Annotated in this window: 22 protein-coding genes; 11 read left to right on the plus strand and 11 right to left on the minus strand. The window is 60.5% G+C overall.

The window, feature by feature from the left end; genetic code table 11:
• Nucleotides 1–43 precede the first annotated feature (43 nt).
• Both MOQ67_RS05815 and tldD read left to right on the plus strand, forming a co-directional pair.
• On the plus strand, nucleotides 44–892 hold the full coding sequence (locus MOQ67_RS05815) for a carbon-nitrogen hydrolase family protein (protein ID WP_017845994.1): 849 nt from the start codon (nucleotides 44–46) through the stop codon (nucleotides 890–892).
• Between the two features lie 16 nt (nucleotides 893–908).
• Nucleotides 909–2351 carry a metalloprotease TldD gene (gene tldD / locus MOQ67_RS05820; protein ID WP_046384681.1) on the plus strand — a complete coding sequence of 481 codons (1443 nt, stop codon included), beginning with the start codon at nucleotides 909–911 and terminating at the stop codon, nucleotides 2349–2351.
• A 45-nt stretch (nucleotides 2352–2396) separates the two neighbouring features.
• Here the strand turns inward: tldD and yjgA are convergent, their stop codons facing one another.
• Nucleotides 2397–2918 carry a ribosome biogenesis factor YjgA gene (gene yjgA, locus MOQ67_RS05825; RefSeq protein ID WP_010567685.1) on the minus strand — a complete coding sequence of 174 codons (522 nt, stop codon included), beginning with the start codon at nucleotides 2916–2918 and terminating at the stop codon, nucleotides 2397–2399.
• 108 nt (nucleotides 2919–3026) lie between these two features.
• Here yjgA and pmbA point away from each other — a divergent pair, with 108 nt between their 5' ends.
• The 6 genes from pmbA to MOQ67_RS05855 all read left to right on the plus strand — a co-directional run bounded on the left by pmbA (nucleotide 3027) and on the right by MOQ67_RS05855 (nucleotide 8282).
• Nucleotides 3027–4373: a metalloprotease PmbA gene (gene pmbA / locus MOQ67_RS05830; protein WP_017845992.1), complete on the plus strand. Its 1347-nt coding sequence runs from the start codon at nucleotides 3027–3029 to the stop codon at nucleotides 4371–4373.
• A gap of 148 nt (nucleotides 4374–4521) precedes the next feature.
• A complete protein-coding gene (locus MOQ67_RS05835) occupies nucleotides 4522–4917 on the plus strand; it encodes a FagA protein (RefSeq protein WP_169884779.1) in 396 nt (131 codons plus the stop codon).
• Entirely contained in the window at nucleotides 4910–6286 is a 1377-nt protein-coding gene (locus tag MOQ67_RS05840; RefSeq protein WP_198717715.1) for a class II fumarate hydratase, read from the plus strand. Before MOQ67_RS05835 ends, MOQ67_RS05840 begins: the two co-directional genes overlap by 8 nt.
• Nucleotides 6287–6313: 27 nt before the next feature.
• On the plus strand, nucleotides 6314–6742 hold the full coding sequence (locus MOQ67_RS05845; protein ID WP_017845989.1) for a hypothetical protein: 429 nt from the start codon (nucleotides 6314–6316) through the stop codon (nucleotides 6740–6742).
• 1 nt (nucleotide 6743) lies between these two features.
• Nucleotides 6744–7355, plus strand: coding sequence for a superoxide dismutase (locus MOQ67_RS05850; protein WP_046484647.1), 612 nt, complete (start codon nucleotides 6744–6746; stop codon nucleotides 7353–7355).
• Between the two features lie 33 nt (nucleotides 7356–7388).
• Entirely contained in the window at nucleotides 7389–8282 is an 894-nt protein-coding gene (locus tag MOQ67_RS05855) for a ZIP family metal transporter (protein WP_017845987.1), read from the plus strand.
• A gap of 38 nt (nucleotides 8283–8320) precedes the next feature.
• On the opposite strand, the gene MOQ67_RS05860 is transcribed toward MOQ67_RS05855, so the two are convergent.
• The 10 genes from MOQ67_RS05860 to MOQ67_RS05905 all read right to left on the minus strand — a co-directional run bounded on the left by MOQ67_RS05860 (nucleotide 8321) and on the right by MOQ67_RS05905 (nucleotide 15344).
• Nucleotides 8321–8593, minus strand: a complete 273-nt coding sequence (locus MOQ67_RS05860; RefSeq protein ID WP_017845986.1) for an HPr family phosphocarrier protein — start codon at nucleotides 8591–8593, stop codon at nucleotides 8321–8323.
• A 16-nt stretch (nucleotides 8594–8609) separates the two neighbouring features.
• A complete protein-coding gene (rapZ, locus tag MOQ67_RS05865) occupies nucleotides 8610–9467 on the minus strand; it encodes an RNase adapter RapZ (RefSeq protein ID WP_017845985.1) in 858 nt (285 codons plus the stop codon).
• Nucleotides 9468–9469: 2 nt separating this feature from the next.
• Nucleotides 9470–9934: a PTS IIA-like nitrogen regulatory protein PtsN gene (gene ptsN / locus MOQ67_RS05870; protein WP_026139903.1), complete on the minus strand. Its 465-nt coding sequence runs from the start codon at nucleotides 9932–9934 to the stop codon at nucleotides 9470–9472.
• A gap of 12 nt (nucleotides 9935–9946) precedes the next feature.
• Nucleotides 9947–10252, minus strand: a complete 306-nt coding sequence (gene hpf / locus MOQ67_RS05875; RefSeq protein ID WP_017845983.1) for a ribosome hibernation-promoting factor, HPF/YfiA family — start codon at nucleotides 10250–10252, stop codon at nucleotides 9947–9949.
• 75 nt (nucleotides 10253–10327) lie between these two features.
• Entirely contained in the window at nucleotides 10328–11821 is a 1494-nt protein-coding gene (locus tag MOQ67_RS05880) for an RNA polymerase factor sigma-54 (RefSeq protein ID WP_026139902.1), read from the minus strand.
• Between the two features lie 197 nt (nucleotides 11822–12018).
• Nucleotides 12019–12744, minus strand: a complete 726-nt coding sequence (gene lptB / locus MOQ67_RS05885; RefSeq protein WP_017845981.1) for an LPS export ABC transporter ATP-binding protein — start codon at nucleotides 12742–12744, stop codon at nucleotides 12019–12021.
• Nucleotides 12744–13277: a lipopolysaccharide transport periplasmic protein LptA gene (gene lptA / locus MOQ67_RS05890; RefSeq protein WP_026139901.1), complete on the minus strand. Its 534-nt coding sequence runs from the start codon at nucleotides 13275–13277 to the stop codon at nucleotides 12744–12746. The genes lptB and lptA overlap by 1 nt, the downstream gene beginning before the upstream one ends.
• The gene (gene lptC, locus MOQ67_RS05895) at nucleotides 13264–13836 is read right to left on the minus strand and encodes an LPS export ABC transporter periplasmic protein LptC (RefSeq protein WP_017845979.1); all 573 of its coding nucleotides are present in this window, start codon (nucleotides 13834–13836) and stop codon (nucleotides 13264–13266) included. The genes lptA and lptC overlap by 14 nt, the downstream gene beginning before the upstream one ends.
• 8 nt (nucleotides 13837–13844) lie before the next feature.
• Nucleotides 13845–14369 (minus strand): KdsC family phosphatase, encoded by a 525-nt coding sequence (locus tag MOQ67_RS05900; RefSeq protein ID WP_017845978.1) that lies wholly within the window; start codon nucleotides 14367–14369, stop codon nucleotides 13845–13847.
• Nucleotides 14370–15344, minus strand: coding sequence for a KpsF/GutQ family sugar-phosphate isomerase (locus MOQ67_RS05905; RefSeq protein ID WP_017845977.1), 975 nt, complete (start codon nucleotides 15342–15344; stop codon nucleotides 14370–14372).
• Between the two features lie 315 nt (nucleotides 15345–15659).
• Between MOQ67_RS05905 and MOQ67_RS05910 the strand changes: the two genes are divergently transcribed.
• Genes MOQ67_RS05910 through mlaD form a run of 3 tightly spaced genes read left to right on the plus strand, consistent with a single transcriptional unit; the run spans nucleotide 15660 to nucleotide 17733 of the window.
• Nucleotides 15660–16469, plus strand: coding sequence for an ATP-binding cassette domain-containing protein (locus MOQ67_RS05910; RefSeq protein ID WP_003171811.1), 810 nt, complete (start codon nucleotides 15660–15662; stop codon nucleotides 16467–16469).
• The gene (gene mlaE / locus MOQ67_RS05915; RefSeq protein ID WP_017845976.1) at nucleotides 16469–17266 is read left to right on the plus strand and encodes a lipid asymmetry maintenance ABC transporter permease subunit MlaE; all 798 of its coding nucleotides are present in this window, start codon (nucleotides 16469–16471) and stop codon (nucleotides 17264–17266) included. Before MOQ67_RS05910 ends, mlaE begins: the two co-directional genes overlap by 1 nt.
• Nucleotides 17266–17733 (plus strand): outer membrane lipid asymmetry maintenance protein MlaD, encoded by a 468-nt coding sequence (gene mlaD, locus MOQ67_RS05920; RefSeq protein ID WP_017845975.1) that lies wholly within the window; start codon nucleotides 17266–17268, stop codon nucleotides 17731–17733. The genes mlaE and mlaD overlap by 1 nt, the downstream gene beginning before the upstream one ends.
• Nucleotides 17734–17739: the final 6 nt, after the last annotated feature.

The following is a 17739-nucleotide window of genomic DNA, read 5'->3' on the forward strand; positions in this document are numbered from 1 at the left end:
TGTGGAGTAGCATGGCTGCATGCCATTTATGGAGTGTCGGCCCATGTCCTTTGCGGTAATTCAAATGGTCAGCCAGAGCGATGTGCTGGCCAACCTGGCCCAGGCCCGGCGCCTGCTGGAGCAAGCGGCGGCAAAGGGTGCGCGGCTGGCGGTGCTGCCGGAAAACTTCGCCGCCATGGGCCGCCGCGATGTGGCCGACATCGGCCGCGCCGAGGCGTTGGGTGAAGGACCGATCCTGCCATGGTTGAAACAGACCGCCCGCGACCTCACCTTATGGATAGTGGCTGGCACTTTGCCGCTGCCGCCCAAGGATCAACCGAACGCCAAGGCCAACGCCTGCTCGTTGCTGATCGATGAGCATGGCGAGATCGTCGCCCGCTACGACAAGCTGCATTTGTTCGATGTCGACGTGGCGGACGCGCGCGGTCGCTATCGTGAATCCGATGACTATGCTTTCGGGAGCAACGTTGTGGTGGCGGATACGCCGGTCGGCCGCTTGGGCCTGACGGTGTGTTACGACCTGCGCTTCCCGGAGTTGTACAGCGAGTTGCGTGCGGCGGGGGCTGAACTGATTACCGCGCCCTCGGCCTTCACCGCGGTCACCGGTGCCGCCCATTGGGATGTGCTGATTCGCGCGCGGGCCATCGAGACCCAGTGCTATCTGCTGGCGGCCGCCCAGGGCGGGGTGCATCCGGGGCCACGGGAGACTTATGGCCACGCGGCGATTGTCGACCCCTGGGGGCGCGTACTGACGCAACAGGATCAAGGCGAAGCGGTGTTGCTGGCCGAACGCGACAGCAGTGAACAGGCGTCGATACGGGCGCGCATGCCGGTGGTCAACCACCGGCGCTTTTTCTCGCAGGGCGCGCAGCGGCCTGCTTCAGAACGATGAATTTAAGGCCAAACCTATGAGCGAGTTGTTGTCCTCAGTCAGCGAACACCTCCTGGCACCCGGTGGCGTGACCATCGAAAGCCTGCAAACCGTGCTGGGCGATCTGGCCGGGCCGGGCATCGACGCGGCCGACCTGTATTTCCAGGGGCAGATTTCCGAGTCGTGGGCTTTGGAAGACGGGATCGTCAAGGAAGGCAGTTTCAACCTCGACCAGGGTGTCGGCGTGCGCGCGCAATCCGGTGAAAAAACCGGTTTCGCCTACAGCAACGCGATCACCCTGGAAGCCTTGGGCCTGGCCGCCCGGGCTGCCCGTTCGATTTCCCGCGCCGGCCAGAACGGTACGGTGCAGGCATTCAGCACCCAGGACGTGGCCCAGTTGTACGCGCCGGATAACCCCCTGGAAGTGATCAGCCGCGCAGAAAAAGTCGATCTGCTCAAGCGTATCGATGCCGCGACCCGCGCCCTCGACCCGCGTATCCAGCAAGTCACGGTGAGCATGGCCGGGGTGTGGGAACGCATCCTGGTGGCGTCCACCGACGGCGGCCTGGCGGCGGATGTGCGGCCGCTGGTGCGTTTCAACGTCAGTGTGATCGTCGAACAGAACGGCCGCCGCGAGCGCGGTGGGCATGGAGGAGGCGGGCGTACCGACTACCGTTATTTCCTCGCCGAGGACCGCGCCATGGGTTATGCCCGTGAAGCGCTGCGCCAGGCGCTGGTCAACCTGGAAGCCATCCCCGCACCGGCCGGCACCTTGCCGGTGGTGTTGGGCTCGGGCTGGTCTGGCGTACTGCTCCACGAAGCCGTGGGCCATGGCCTGGAAGGCGACTTCAACCGCAAGGGCAGCTCGGCCTACAGCGGGCGCATGGGCGAGATGGTCGCCTCCAAGCTGTGCACCATTGTCGATGACGGCACCCTGGCCGGTCGCCGTGGCTCGTTGAACATCGATGACGAAGGCACGCCGACCGAATGCACCACGCTGATCGAAAACGGCGTGCTCAAGGGTTACATGCAAGACAAGCTCAACGCCCGCCTGATGGGCGTGGCGCGTACCGGTAACGGCCGTCGCGAATCCTACGCGCACCTGCCGATGCCGCGCATGACCAACACTTACATGCTCGCCGGCGAAAGTGACCCGGCGGAAATCATCGCCTCGGTGAAACGCGGGATCTACTGCGCCAACCTCGGCGGCGGCCAGGTGGACATCACCAGCGGCAAGTTCGTGTTCTCCACCAGCGAGGCGTACCTGATCGAAGACGGCAAGATTACCGTGCCGGTCAAAGGCGCGACGTTGATTGGCAACGGGCCGGAAGCGATGAGCAAGGTGTCGATGGTCGGTAACGACCTGGCATTGGACAGCGGCGTGGGTACGTGCGGCAAGGATGGGCAGTCGGTGCCGGTGGGCGTGGGTCAGCCAACCTTGAAAATTGACGCGATCACCGTGGGTGGCACGGGGTCGTAAGAGCGGGAGCTTCGGGTGGCGAAGACCGCCACCCGGGGAAGAGGATCAACGCAGGCCGCGTTGAGTCTCGTCCAGCTCACGGATGTACTTGAAGATTTTACGGCTGGTGGCCGGCGCCTTGTTTTGCGCCAGTTCGTGCTGGGCCTGACGGATCAGGGAGCGCAGTTGCTGGCGGTCCGCGTCCGGGTAGTCCAGTACGAATTTCTCCAGCACCGCGTCATCGCCCGAGATCAGGCGGTCACGCCAACGTTCCAGGTTGTGGAAGCGTTCGTTGTACTGGCGAGTGGAGGCATCGAGTTGATCGAGCAGGGTCAGAATCGCGTCAGTGTCCTGATCGCGCATCAGCTTGCCGATGAACATGATGTGCCGTTTACGCGCGATATTCGCGGTGTGCTTGGGTGCATCCGCCAGAGCCCGGCGCATTTCGTCGGTCAGAGGCAGTTTTGCAATCAAGTCCGGCTTGAGCGTTGTAAGGCGCTCGCCGAGGTCAACCAGAGCATGCAGCTCGCGTTTGACCTGGGTTTTGCTTTTCTCCCCATCGAGGGAGTCGTCGTAAGAATCAACCATGGTGGCAGTCCGCAAAGAAACGCCGCCATGATAACCAGTCGGGGGCCGCTTGTCCGGCCCGGTCGCTCGATGGCCTTAACCGAAAGCAGAATTTGAGTGGAGAAAACCATGAGTGCAGCCCAAAGCGTCGGTCCGCAAGCGTTACCGGCACTGCAGGAACAAGTCGAGCAGATCCTTGCCGAGGCCAAGCGCCAGGGGGCCAGTGCCTGCGAGGTGGCTGTGTCCCTGGAGCAGGGGCTGTCGACGTCGGTACGTCAGCGGGAAGTCGAAACCGTCGAATTCAACCGCGACCAGGGGTTTGGTATCACCTTGTACGTCGGCCAGCGCAAAGGCTCGGCCAGCACCTCGGCGAGTGGGCCGGAAGCGATTCGCGAGACGGTGGCCGCCGCATTGGCGATTGCCAAGCACACGTCCGAGGATGAAAGCTCGGGCCTGGCCGACAAGGCGTTGATGGCCAAGGATCTGCAGGATTTCGACCTGTTCCATGCCTGGGACATCACCCCGGAACAAGCCATCGAACAAGCGCTGACCTGCGAAGCGGCGGCGTTCGATGCCGACCCGCGGATCAAGAATGCCGACGGCACCACCTTGAGCACCCACCAGGGCTGCCGCGTGTACGGCAACAGCCATGGTTTTATCGGCGGTTATGCGTCGACGCGTCACAGCCTGAGTTGCGTGATGATCGCCGAAGCCAACGGCCAGATGCAGCGCGATTACTGGTACGACGTGAACCGTCAGGGCGAGTTGCTGGCCGATCCGGTCAGCATTGGCCGGCGTGCCGCGCAACGTGCCGCGAGCCGCCTGGGCGCCCGCCCGGTGCCGACCTGTGAAGTGCCGGTGCTGTTTTCGGCGGAACTGGCCGGCGGTCTGTTCGGCAGTTTCCTGGGGGCGATTTCCGGCGGCAACCTGTACCGCAAATCGTCGTTCCTCGAAGGTGCGATTGGCCAGAAGCTGTTTCCGCAGTGGCTGACCATCGACGAGCGTCCACACCTGATGCGGGCGATGGGCAGTTCGTCGTTCGACGGCGATGGCCTTGCGACCTATGCCAAGCCGTTCGTCGAAAACGGTGAGTTAGTCTCCTACGTGCTGGGCACGTATGCCGGGCGCAAACTGGGCCTGCCGAGCACCGCGAACGCTGGTGGCGTGCATAACCTGTTCGTGACCCACGGCGAGGAAGACCAGGCGGCGCTGTTGCGACGCATGGGGCGTGGCCTGCTGGTGACTGAATTGATGGGCCAGGGCTTGAACATGGTCACCGGTGATTATTCCCGTGGCGCGGCGGGTTTCTGGGTAGAAAACGGTGAGATTCAGTTTGCTGTCCAGGAAGTGACCATCGCCGGCAATATGCGCGACATGTTCAAGCAGATCGTTGCCGTGGGTAACGACCTGGAGCTGCGCAGCAATATCCGTACAGGTTCGGTCCTGATCGAGCGGATGACAGTCGCCGGCAGTTAATCCTTCCGACGCTTCACCAAAAGGCGCGCCATCTGCAGGATGGCGCGCCTTTTTTTGTGGCTGCATTCCCGGTTGATTGGCTTGCCACTCTTGTGTTGATTGTCAATATCATTTAATAATAAATATCATTATCGAATGAGTGCGGATCATGAATGCTGTCCTGCATGAGGACCCCTACCTGGAAAGCTGGCGTTGGATGAGTCGTCAGATTCGCTGCTGCCTCGAGCCCAATGAACCGCGCCTGATCGAACATTACCTCAATGAAGGTCGATACCTCGCCTGTTGCACCGCGACTCATCCATGGACGATCGCTGAAACGGCTTTCCGCCTGCTGATCGACACCGCCACGGACATTGCCTTGCCGTGGCATTGGCGATCCCAGTGCCTGGACCAGGCCTGGCGCCCGCTGCACGACCTGGAAACACTCTCCCACTGTGCCTGCCGCCTCAAGCGCTGGCAGGCCTTTGCCTGGCAATTGGCGACGTGCGAATTGCTGCCTTCGATTTCCGTTTCTGACTGGGTGCAAGGATCTTCCGATGAGTAATAACCGTATCGAACGCGACAGCATGGGTGAACTGCAAGTCCCCGCCGAGGCCTTGTACGGCGCGCAAACCCAGCGCGCGGTGAACAACTTTCCGATCAGCCACCAGCGCATGCCGGCGCCGTTCATTCGTGCGCTGATCCTGGCCAAAGTGGCAGCGGCCAAGGTCAACGTCGACCTCAAGCAGATCAGCGAAGGGCAGGGCAAGGCCATTGTCGATGCTGCCCTGGGCTTGCTGGACGGTGACTTCATGCCGCACTTTCCGGTGGATATCTTTCAGACCGGTTCCGGCACCAGTTCCAATATGAACGCCAACGAAGTGATCGCGACCCTGGCCAGCCGTTTGCTCGGTGAGGCGGTCAACCCCAACGATCACGTGAACTGCGGCCAAAGCAGCAACGACATCATCCCGACCACCATCCACGTCAGTGCGGCGTTGGTGCTGCATGAGCAAACGCTGCCTGCGTTGCTGCATCTGGTGCAGGTCATCGAACGGAAGGCCGAAGAGGTCCACCCCTTCATCAAGACCGGTCGCACGCACCTGATGGACGCCATGCCCGTGCGTATGAGCCAGGTGCTCAATGGCTGGGCGCAGCAGCTCAAGGCCAATATTGCGCACCTGCAGGACCTGTTGCCCAGCCTGCAAGCCCTGGCCCAGGGCGGCACGGCTGTCGGTACCGGGATCAACGCGCATCCGGAGTTTGCGCCGCGTTTCAGCCAACAACTGAGCAGCCTGACCGGCGTGCAATTCACCCCGGGCAAGAACCTCTTCGCGTTGATCGGCTCCCAGGACACCGCCGTCGCCGTCTCCGGCCAGTTGAAAGCGATCGCTGTGTCATTGATGAAAATCGCCAACGACTTGCGCTGGATGAATTCCGGGCCCCTGGCTGGCTTGGGCGAAATCGAACTGGAAGGGTTACAGCCCGGTTCTTCGATCATGCCGGGCAAGGTCAACCCAGTGATTCCGGAAGCGACCGCCATGGTCGCCGCACAAGTCATCGGCAATGACACGGTGATCACCATTGCCGGGCAATCCGGCAACTTCGAGCTGAATGTGATGCTGCCGATCATCGCCCAGAACCTGCTCGGCAGCCTCGAACTGCTGGCCAATTCCAGCCGCCTGCTGGCGGACAAGGCCATTGCCAGTTTCAAGGTCAACGAGGCCAAGCTCAAGGAAGCGTTGTCGCGCAATCCGATCCTGGTGACCGCACTCAACCCGATCATTGGTTACCAAAAGGCCGCTGAAATCGCCAAGCAAGCCTATCAGCAAGGTCGCCCGGTGATTGATGTCGCCCTCGAGCACACCGACTTGCCGCGCAGCCAACTGGAAGTCCTGCTGGACCCGGAAAAGCTCACAGCTGGCGGCGTGTAATCACCGACCCTGCTTTGGAGGCTGACCATGGAGCATTGGAAACGCACGATCGAACGGGCCAATCGCTGCTTTATGCAGGGCGAGTTGGTCGACGCTCGCGAAGCCTATTTACAAGCCCTGGCCCTGGCTCAAGTGTTGTTCGAGCGCTGGGCAAACGCCGACGAAGCAGTGGCGGCTTGCGTCATTTCCCATCACAACCTGGCGGACCTGCACCTGCGCCTGAACCAGCCGGAAGAAAGCGCGGAATACCTCTGCGCCATCCACCAACGGCTGTTACAGGCGCTGCAGGACCAGCGCCTCAGCCCGCAACTGCGCGACGCGGCGTTGCGCCAGAGCAGCAAGACCTACGTCGAACTGTTGAATTTCATCAGCGATCACGGCGAATACCCCCGTACCCATCGCTTGCTGGGCGGTACTGCGGCGCAACCGACCCCTCCTCAATACGGAGCACACTGATATGCCCTACACCTTGCCTGCCTTGCCTTACGCCTACGATGCCCTGGAACCGCATATCGATGCGCAAACCATGCAAATTCACTACACCAAGCACCACCAGACTTACATCAACAACCTCAATGCCGCCGTGGAGGGCACCGAGTTTGCGGGCTGGCCGGTAGAGAAGCTGGTGTCGAGCGTCCAGCAACTGCCCGAGCAACTGCGCACCGCGGTGATCAATCAGGGCGGTGGGCATGCCAACCACTCGTTGTTCTGGGCGGTGATGTCGCCCAAAGGCGGCGGCAAACCCGATGGCGCGCTGGGCCAGGCGATCAATGAGCAACTGGGCGGTTTCGACAGCTTCAAGGAGGCCTTCACCAAGGCCGCGTTGACCCGCTTCGGCAGCGGCTGGGCCTGGTTGAGCGTGACCCCGCAGAAGACCCTGGTGGTGGAGAGCAGCGGCAATCAGGACAGCCCGCTGATGAGCGGCAACACACCGATCCTCGGCCTGGATGTGTGGGAGCACGCCTACTACCTGCTGTACCAGAACCGGCGTCCTGAATACATCAATGCCTTCTACAGTGTCATCAACTGGCCGGAAGTCGCCGCCCGCTACCAGGCCGCCCTGGCCTGATATCACGCCGTATAACACGACCTAAGGCCGATCATGGGTACTGAAACACTGGCGATCAGCAGCGTGCGAATGTTTCGTTACGCATTTGGCTCGCTGCTGCTATTGGCAGGTATTGCATTGCTGGTGGCTCAAGGATTCGCCTGGCTGGACCTGGAGCCGCGCATCCTGCGGGCCCTGCAAGGTGGGGCGATCTGTGCGCTCGGCACCGCGTTGGGCGCCGTACCGGTGTTGGTTATCCGGCGCATGCCGGCAGCAGTGAGCGATACCTTGCTGGGCTTTGGTGCCGGCGTGATGCTCGCGGCCACGGCGTTTTCGTTGGTCGTGCCGGGCATTGCCGCCGCTGAAGGCCTGGGGTTCAGCCCTTGGGGCGCGAGTGGCTTGATCAGCATTGGTATCATGCTGGGAGCGTTCGGCTTGTACCTGGTCGATCGCAAGGTCTCCGGGGCCAGCCCGGAAATGCTGGTCGGTACGCCGGAGCATCCGGTGATCCCGCCACGCATCTGGCTGTTCGTGTTTGCCATCATCGCGCACAACATCCCGGAGGGTATGGCAGTTGGCGTCTCGGCGGGCGGCGGCATGCCGGATGCCGACAGCCTGGCCATGGGCATCGCTTTGCAGGATGTGCCCGAAGGCCTGGTGATTGCGTTGGTGCTGGCCGGGGCAGGGATGTCGCGGTTCAAGGCGTTCCTGATCGGTGCGGCTTCGGGCTTGGTCGAGCCGATATTCGCAGTGCTTTGTGCCTGGTTGGTGAGTCTGGCGCAGGTGCTGCTGCCGTTAGGCTTGGCGTTGGCTGCTGGCGCGATGCTGCTGGTGGTCACTCACGAGGTGATCCCCGAATCGCGGCGCAATGGCCATGAAAAGCTCGCCAGCCTGGGACTGTGCATCGGGTTTTGCTTGATGATGGTGATGGATACTGCATTGGGCTGAAGCTGTTGCGGCTTCAGCCTCTGTCTCGTCGGGTGGGTTTATTCACCCTCATCAAAGAAGTTATTGATCAGCTTGGTCAAGGCGTCCATCGCTTCCTGCTCTTGCTCGCCTTCGGTCTTCAAATGAATCTTGGTGCCCTTGCCGGCGGCGAGCATCATCATCGCCATGATGCTCTTGCCGTCGACCATGGTTTCCGGAGTGCGTCCAGCGCGAACCTGGCAGGGGAACTGCCCGGCAATGCCGACGAACTTGGCTGAGGCGCGGGCGTGCAGGCCCAGCTTGTTGATGATTTCAATTTCCAGAACGGGCATCGCGGGGGTGTTCCTTTCAGCTAAGGTCGCGGTGGCGAACCTGGACGTTCTTGAGGGTTTGTTGCAGCATCTGGCCCAGGCGTTCGGTCAGGTAGACGGAACGGTGGTGGCCGCCGGTGCAGCCGATGGCAATGGTGACATAGGCCCGGTTGCTGGCGGCAAAGCGCGGTAGCCATTTGAGCAGGTAGCTGGAGATGTCCTGGAACATCTCCTCGACATCCGGTTGCGCGGCCAGGTAGTCCGCCACCGGCTGATCCAGCCCCGACTGGTCCCGCAACTCCGGCTTCCAGTAAGGATTGGGCAGGCAGCGCACATCGAATACCAGATCGGCGTCCACCGGCATGCCACGCTTGAAGCCAAACGACTCGACCAGAAAGGCCGTGCCGGGCTCGGGCTGGTTCAGCAGGCGGAGCTTGATGGCATCGCGCAGTTGGTACAGGTTGAGGCTGGTGGTGTTGATCTTGAGGTCGGCGAGGTCAATGATCGGCCCCAACAGCTTGGTCTCGTCCTCGATGGCTTCGGCCAGCGAACGATGCGGGCTGCTGAGGGGGTGACGTCGACGGGTCTCGGAGAAGCGTTTGAGCAGGGTTTCTTCGTCTGCGTCCAGGTACAGCACATCACAGTGAATGTGCTTGGCGCGCACTTCCTCAAGCAGTGCCGGGAACCGCGAGAGGTGGCTGGGCAGGTTGCGGGCGTCGATCGACACGGCGACCAGCGGCTGTGCCAGTTCGGTGTGGATCAGCGCGCGCTCCGCCAACTCCGGCAGCAGGCCGGCGGGCAGGTTGTCGATGCAATAGAAGCCGTTGTCCTCAAGAACATTGAGGGCGGTGCTTTTACCTGAGCCGGAGCGGCCACTGACGATGATCAAACGCATGATTACTGCTCGTCTTGTTCAGCCAGGACAACCTGATACAACGCCTCATTGCTGCTGGCACTGCGCAGTTTGTCGCGTACTTCCTTGCGGTCAAGCATGCTGGCGATCTGCCGGAGCAGTTCCAGGTGTGCATCGGTGGCGGCTTGCGGGACCAGCAACACGAACAGCAGGTCGACCGGGGCACCGTCGATGGCGTCGAAATCGATGGGAGCGTCCAGGTGCAGCAGGGCGCTGACAGGTGTCTCGCAGCCTTTGAGGCGGCAGTGAGGAATGGCGATGCCGTTACCAAAACCGGTCGAGCCGAGTTTTTCACGGGCAATCAGAGCCTCGTAGACATCTTGCATCTCCAGCTCAGGCACTTGTTTGCTGATCAGGTTGGCAATCTGTTCGAGGGCTTTCTTCTTGCTGCCCCCCGGCGCGTTCACAAGGGAACGGCCGGGAGTCAGGATGGTTTCAAGTCGGATCATGGGTGGGGAGTGTTAGCGGCCGGTGCCCTGTAGGAGGCTCTGCTGCTTTTCCTTATGCTTTTTGATTTGGCGATCCAGCTTGTCGGTCAGGTCGTCAATGGCGGCATACATATCAGAATGCTCAGCATTGGCGACGACTTCTCCGCCGGGTATACGCAAGGTGGCTTCGATTTTCTGCTTCAGCTTTTCGACAGTCATAATGACTTGCACGTTGGTGATCTTGTCGAAATGCCCCTCAATTCGTTTGAGTTTTTCGCCGATATAGGTGCGCAGCGCGTCGGTCACTTCCAGTTGGTGTCCACTGATATTGACTTGCATACAGCTTCTCCTTCGTTGCCAGTGCATAAAGCGGCAGGCAGAGATGCCTGCCACTGGAACGCTGTGGCCTGCCCGTCACATCAAACGCTTACGCTCGCTGGAAGGCGCGATCCCAAGGGACTCGCGGTACTTGGCGACGGTTCGACGGGCGACCTGAATGCCTTGTGCCTCCAGTAAACCAGCGATCTTGCTGTCACTCAACGGCTTTTTCTGATTTTCCGCGGCAACCAGTTTTTTGATGATTGCGCGGATCGCCGTGGACGAGCATTCGCCGCCTTCGGAGGTGCTGACATGGCTGGAGAAAAAGTATTTCAGCTCATATATACCCCGTGGGGTATGCATGAATTTTTGCGTCGTTACCCGGGAAATCGTCGATTCGTGCATGCCCACCGCTTCTGCGATGTCGTGCAGGACCAGCGGTTTCATCGCTTCGTCGCCGTACTCAAGGAAGCCGCGCTGGTGCTCGACGATTTGCGTGGCCACTTTCATCAGGGTTTCGTTGCGGCTTTGCAGGCTCTTGATGAACCAGCGCGCTTCCTGCAGTTGGTTGCGCATGAAGGTGTTGTCGGCGCTGGTGTCGGCGCGACGGACGAATCCGGCATATTGCGGGTTGACCCGCAGGCGCGGCACCGATTCCTGGTTCAGCTCCACCAGCCAGCGTTCGTTGTCTTTGCGCACGATCACATCGGGGACGACGTATTCGGCTTCGCTGGACTCGATCTGCGAGCCCGGACGCGGGTTGAGGCTCTGCACCAGCTCGATGATGTGGCGCAGGTCGTCTTCCTTGAGCTTCATGCGGCGCATCAGTTGGCTGTAGTCGCGGCTGCCCAGCAGGTCGATGTAGTCGGTGACCAGGCGTTGGGCTTCAACGAGCCAAGGGGTCTTGGCGGGCAGCTGGCGCAATTGCAGCAGCAGGCACTCGCTGAGGTTGCGCGCGCCAATGCCGGCGGGCTCGAACTGCTGGATGCGGTGCAGGACGGCTTCGATCTCGTCCAGTTCGATGTCCAGTTCCGGGTCGAAGGCTTCAAGAATCTCTTCGAGGGTCTCGTCCAGATAGCCCTGGTTGTTGATGCAGTCGATCAGGGTCACAGCGATCAGGCGATCGGTGTCGGACATCGGCGCCAGGTTCAATTGCCACAGCAAGTGGCTCTGCAGGCTCTCGCCGGCGGAGGTGCGGGTGGTGAAGTCCCACTCGTCGTCATCATTGCTGGGCAGGCTGCTGGCGCTGGTCTGGTAGACGTCTTCCCAGGCGGTGTCCACGGGAAGTTCGTTGGGAATGCGTTCGTTCCATTCGCCTTCCTCCAGGTTGTCCACCGTAGGGGCGGTTTCCTGGTAAGAGGGTTCCTGCACGTCGGAATTGGGTTTTTGCTCGATGTTGTCGGCCAGCGGGTCTGCATTATCGAAGTCGTCGCCTTCTTCCTGGCGTTCGAGCATCGGATTGGACTCCAGGGCTTCCTGGATTTCCTGTTGCAGGTCCAGTGTCGACAATTGGAGCAGGCGGATGGCCTGTTGCAGCTGCGGTGTCATCGTCAGCTGCTGGCCCATTCTCAGGACTAGCGATGGTTTCATGGCAGGGGCTTAACACCTTATTCGCCGGCGCAATGCGCCATCCACGACAGGGCGCGTGAGCGCCAAACATAAGCAAATTATATGCCTGATATTGGAGGCTTTGCCTAGAGCGCGGTAACAATAAAAATCCGGAGGTTTTCATTGACTCCCGCGCACCTTGGCGAACGGCCTGCCACCGCCTTTTTTTCCAGGCAGGCCTACAGGCGGAACTCGTGGCCCAGATACACTTCCTTGACCAGTTCGTTGGCCAGGATCGTGGCCGAATCGCCTTCGGCAATCAGTTGCCCATCGTTGACGATATACGCGGTTTCGCAGATATCGAGGGTCTCGCGGACGTTGTGGTCGGTGATCAGTACACCGATGCCCTTGGCCTTGAGGTGATGGATGATCTGCTTGATGTCGCCGACCGAGATCGGGTCGACACCGGCAAACGGTTCGTCCAGCAGGATGAACTTCGGTGCAGTGGCCAGGGCGCGGGCAATCTCCACGCGGCGGCGTTCACCGCCGGACAAACTCATGCCGAGGTTGTCGCGAATGTGGTTGATGTGGAATTCCTGCAGCAGGCTTTCCAGCTCCTTGCGGCGGCCGTCGCGGTCGAGTTCCTTGCGGGTCTCGAGGATCGCCATGATGTTATCGGCAACCGACAGTTTGCGGAAGATCGACGCTTCCTGGGGAAGATAGCCGATACCGGCGCGCGCACGGCCGTGCATCGGCTGGTGGCTGACGTCGAGGTCGTCGATCAGGATGCGACCTTGGTCCGCCTGGACCAGGCCGACGATCATATAGAAACAGGTGGTCTTGCCGGCACCGTTGGGGCCAAGCAGGCCGACGATCTGGCCGCTGTCGATCGACAAGCTGACGTCGCGCACGACCTGACGGCCTTTATAGGCCTTGGCCAGATGCTGGGCTTTCAGGGTTGCCATTACTCGGCCTTCTTCTTCGGCTGGATAACCATGTCGATACGTGGACGCGGTGCGGTGACCTTGGTGCCGTTGGCGCGACCGGCGTTGGCAACCTGCTTCACGGTGTCATAGGTGATTTTTTCACCTTCCGTGGAGTTGCCGTCGGGGCTGAGTACCTTGGCCTGGTCGATCAGCACGATGCGATTTTGCTGGGCGTGATACTGGATGGTTTTACCGTAGCCCTTCATCGGGGCGGTGTCGGTGGCAGACTGCTTCTGTTCGAAGTAGGCCAGGTTGCCCACCGAGGTCACGACGTCAATGTCGCCAGCAGGGGTGCGAGTCAGCGTCACCGTGTTGCCGGTGATCTTCATCGAACCCTGGGTAATGATCACACCGCCGGTGTAGGTTGCGACGCCTTGCTTGTCATCGAGCTGTGCATCGTCGGCCGAAATGTGGATCGGTTGCTGGCTATCGTTCGGCAGAGCCCAGGCGCTCACGCTTCCCAGTGCTGCGCCCAGACTGAGCAAAATAGGGAGGGTTTTAACGAGCCTCATACTGTCCTCTTACGTTCGATAGCAGGTGTATCCTGCTTTCTTTCAAATACGCTTTCATTCCCTTGCCAGTCGATACACCGCCAGCGCCGTCGATTCTAACGTCTTGCTCGGTCTGCGCATATTGCTTCTGTGGGAATACGGTCATGCGACTGCTGGTGATGATGGTGTCGCGGTTCTGTGCGTCGGTCCGTGCGACGCGCACCGAGTCGATCAGTTCCACTTCGGTGCCGTCCGGGTTGACTTCGCCACGCTTGCTGGTGACGTGCCAAGGGAATTCGGTGCCGCGATACAGATTCAAATCGGGGTTGGTCAGCAGGGTGACTTCGGACGCTTTCAGGTGCTCGACCTTGTCCGAGGTCATTTCATACTGCACCTTGCCATCGGGCAGGAACTGCACGCTGTAGGCATTGGTGGCGTAATAGTCGATAGCGCCTTGGTCAACCTGCGCCACAGGCTGGTCGAGAAAGCGCTCCGGGCTGATATTCCAGTAGCCAACCGCCAGGAGCAGCGCGGCGATGACCCCGAATAGCAGGAAGTTGCGAATCTTTTTGCTCAGCATAAAACGCTCTATAGGTAGGCGGCGTGGGCCGCTTCAAGGCTACCCTGGGCACGCAGGATCAACTCGCAGAACTCGCGGGCGGCGCCTTCGCCGCCACGGGCCGTGGTGATGCCGTGGGCATGCTCGCGAACAAATGCCGCCGCATTGGCGACAGCCATGCCCAGGCCCACCCGGCGGATCACCGGCAGGTCGGGCAGGTCGTCGCCCAGATAGGCAACCTGCTCATAGCTTAGGTTGAGTTGGCCAAGAAGCTCGTCCAGGACGACTAGTTTATCCTCCCTGCCCTGATACAGGTGAGGAATCCCCAGGTTTTGTGCGCGGCGTTCCACAACCGGGGTTTTCCGACCGCTGATAATCGCGGTTTGCACGCCCGCCGCCATGAGCATCTTGATGCCCTGGCCGTCGAGGGTGTTGAACGACTTGAATTCGCTGCCGTCCTCGAGGAAGTACAGGCGGCCATCGGTCAGCACGCCGTCAACGTCGAAAATCGCCAATTTGATGTGCTTGCCGCGTTGCAACAGGTCGCTGGTCATTTACATCACTCCCGCACGCAGCAAGTCGTGCATGTTCAGGGCGCCAATCGGGCGGTCATTGCCATCGACCACCACCAGCGCGCCGATCTTATGGTCTTCCATGATCTTCAGGGCTTCGGCCGCCAGCATTTCTGCGCGTGCAGTCTTGCCGTGGGGAGTCATCACCGCATCGATGGTGGCGGTGTGGATATCGATAGTGCGGTCCAGGGTGCGGCGCAGGTCACCGTCGGTGAATACGCCGGCCAGGCGCCCGTCGGCTTCCAGGATCACGGTCATGCCCAGGCCCTTGCGGGTCATCTCCATGAGTGCGTCCTTCAGCAGAGTGCCGCGCTGTACGTGGGGCAGTTCATCGCCGGAATGCATGACGTTTTCCACTTTCAGCAGCAGGCGTCGGCCCAGTGCGCCGCCCGGATGGGAAAACGCGAAGTCTTCCGCCGTAAACCCACGTGCTTCCAGCAGCGCCACGGCCAGGGCATCGCCCATGACCAGCGCGGCGGTGGTGGAGGAGGTTGGCGCCAGGTTCAGCGGGCAGGCTTCAGCGGTCACATGAACATTCAGGTTCACTTCGGCAGCCTTGGCCAGCGTCGACTCCGGGTTGCCGGTGATGCTGATCATCTGGATGCCCAGGCGCTTGATCAACGGCAGCAAGGTCACGATTTCGTTGGTGGTGCCGGAGTTGGACAGTGCGAGGATGATGTCATCCTTGGTGATCATGCCCATGTCGCCGTGGCTGGCTTCGGCCGGGTGGACGAAAAACGCCGTGGTCCCGGTGCTTGCCAGGGTGGCGGCGATCTTGTTGCCGACGTGACCGGACTTGCCCATGCCGACCACGACCACGCGGCCTTTGCTGGCCAGAATCATCTCGCAGGCGCGTACGAAATCCACGTCGATATGGGCCAGCAAGCCTTCTACGGCTTCAAGCTCGAGGCGGATGGTGCGTTGTGCGGATTGGATAAGATCGCTGGATTGGCTCATGTCTGAAATCGTATAGCCTGACGAAAAGTCGACGATTATAACGATAATGATCAATTCCCTCACGCAAGTTCGTCAGTCTTTAGTCGTCAGGCGCTTCAGATTCATTCCTCGGTAACATAGCCAGCAACGGTTTTTCCCTGTCTCCAATCTGAACAAGCGCTGTTCCGGCCTTGGGGGCGCTGTACCAGCAGTGATATAGTTCGCCGCCAGTTCGGTCCACCCAGCCCATGTGGCTAACTATATGTTGGGCAACCGTTGCAAACGTTTGTCACAAGCGTGGTGTCTGAGTGAGAGGCTGCATCCCAAGGAGTTTAGATGAGTGCCGATAACGCCTACGCGGTCGAGCTGAAGGGCCTTACCTTCAAGCGCGGGACGCGCAGCATCTTCAATAACGTCGATATTCGCATTCCCCGCGGCAAGGTCACCGGCATTATGGGGCCTTCCGGTTGCGGCAAGACCACCCTGTTGCGTCTGATGGGCATGCAATTGCGCCCCAGTGCCGGCGAAGTGTGGGTCAACGGCCAGAACCTGCCGACGTTGTCGCGCAGCGATCTGTTCGATGCGCGCAAGCACATGGGGGTGCTGTTCCAAAGCGGTGCATTGTTCACCGACCTCGATGTGTTCGAGAACGTAGCGTTTCCGCTGCGGGTACATACCCAACTGTCCGACGAGATGATTCGTGACATTGTGTTGCTGAAGCTGCAGGCCGTGGGCCTTCGCGGCGCCATCGACCTGATGCCGGATGAACTGTCCGGCGGCATGAAGCGTCGCGTCGCCCTGGCGCGTGCCATTGCCCTCGATCCGCAGATTCTCATGTATGACGAACCCTTCGTGGGCCAGGACCCGATCGCCATGGGCGTGTTGGTGCGCCTGATCCGCCTGCTCAACGATGCGTTGGGGATCACCAGTATCGTGGTCTCCCACGACCTGGCCGAAACCGCGAGCATCGCCGATTACCTCTATGTAGTCGGTGATGGCCAGGTACTGGGGCAGGGCACGCCGGAAGAACTGATGAACGCTGACAACCCGCGCATTCGCCAATTCATGACCGGCGATCCCGATGGCCCGGTGCCTTTTCATTTTCCGGCAGCGGACTACCGCTCAGATCTTCTGGGGAAGCGCTGATGCGCAAGACATCTCTTATCGAAAAGGTGCGCCTTTTCGGGCGTTCCGGCATCGACATCATCGAAGTGCTCGGACGTTCGACGATATTCCTGTTTCACGCCTTGCTCGGCCGTGGCGGCATTGGCGGCAGCTTCGGCCTGCTGATCAAGCAACTGCACTCCGTTGGTGTGATGTCCCTGGTGATCATCGTGGTTTCCGGGGTTTTCATCGGCATGGTGCTGGCGTTGCAGGGCTTCAATATCCTCTCCAGCTACGGCTCGGAGCAGGCGGTGGGGCAGATGGTCGCCCTGACGCTGTTGCGTGAGCTCGGCCCGGTCGTCACGGCCCTGTTGTTCGCCGGGCGCGCCGGTTCCGCGCTGACCGCCGAAATCGGCAACATGAAGTCCACCGAGCAGTTGTCCAGCCTCGAGATGATCGGCGTGGACCCGCTCAAGTACATTGTTGCCCCGCGCCTGTGGGCCGGCTTCATTTCCCTGCCGCTGCTGGCGATGATCTTCAGCGTGGTGGGTATCTGGGGCGGTTCGTGGGTGGCGGTGGACTGGCTGGGGGTCTATGAAGGCTCCTACTGGTCCAACATGCAAAACAGCGTGAACTTCAGCGGCGATGTGTTCAATGGCATCATTAAGAGCATTGTCTTCGCCTTTGTCGTGACCTGGATCGCCGTATTCCAAGGCTATGACTGTGAGCCCACTTCAGAAGGGATCAGTCGCGCCACCACCAAGACCGTTGTGTACGCCTCGCTGGCGGTACTGGGCCTTGACTTTATTTTGACCGCCTTGATGTTTGGAGATTTCTGATGCAAAACCGCACTGTGGAAATCGGTGTCGGCCTTTTCTTGCTGGCTGGCATCCTGGCTTTACTGTTGCTGGCCCTGCGAGTCAGCGGCCTTTCGGCCAGCCCCACCGCCGATACCTATAAACTTTACGCGTACTTCGACAATATCGCGGGTTTGACTGTCAGAGCTAAAGTGACCATGGCCGGTGTAACCATCGGCAAGGTCACGGCGATCGATCTGGACCGCGACAGCTTCACCGGGCGTGTGACGATGCAACTGGACAAGAAGGTCGATAATCTGCCGACTGACTCCACGGCATCGATCCTCACCGCAGGTTTGCTGGGCGAGAAATACATCGGTATCAGCGTAGGCGGGGAAACCGCTCTGCTCAAGGATGGTTCGACCATCCACGACACACAGTCGTCGCTGGTGCTCGAGGACCTGATCGGTAAATTCCTGCTCAATACGGTCAATAAAGACGCTAAATGAGGAATC

Source organism: Pseudomonas sp. LY-1 (genome assembly GCF_053502595.1).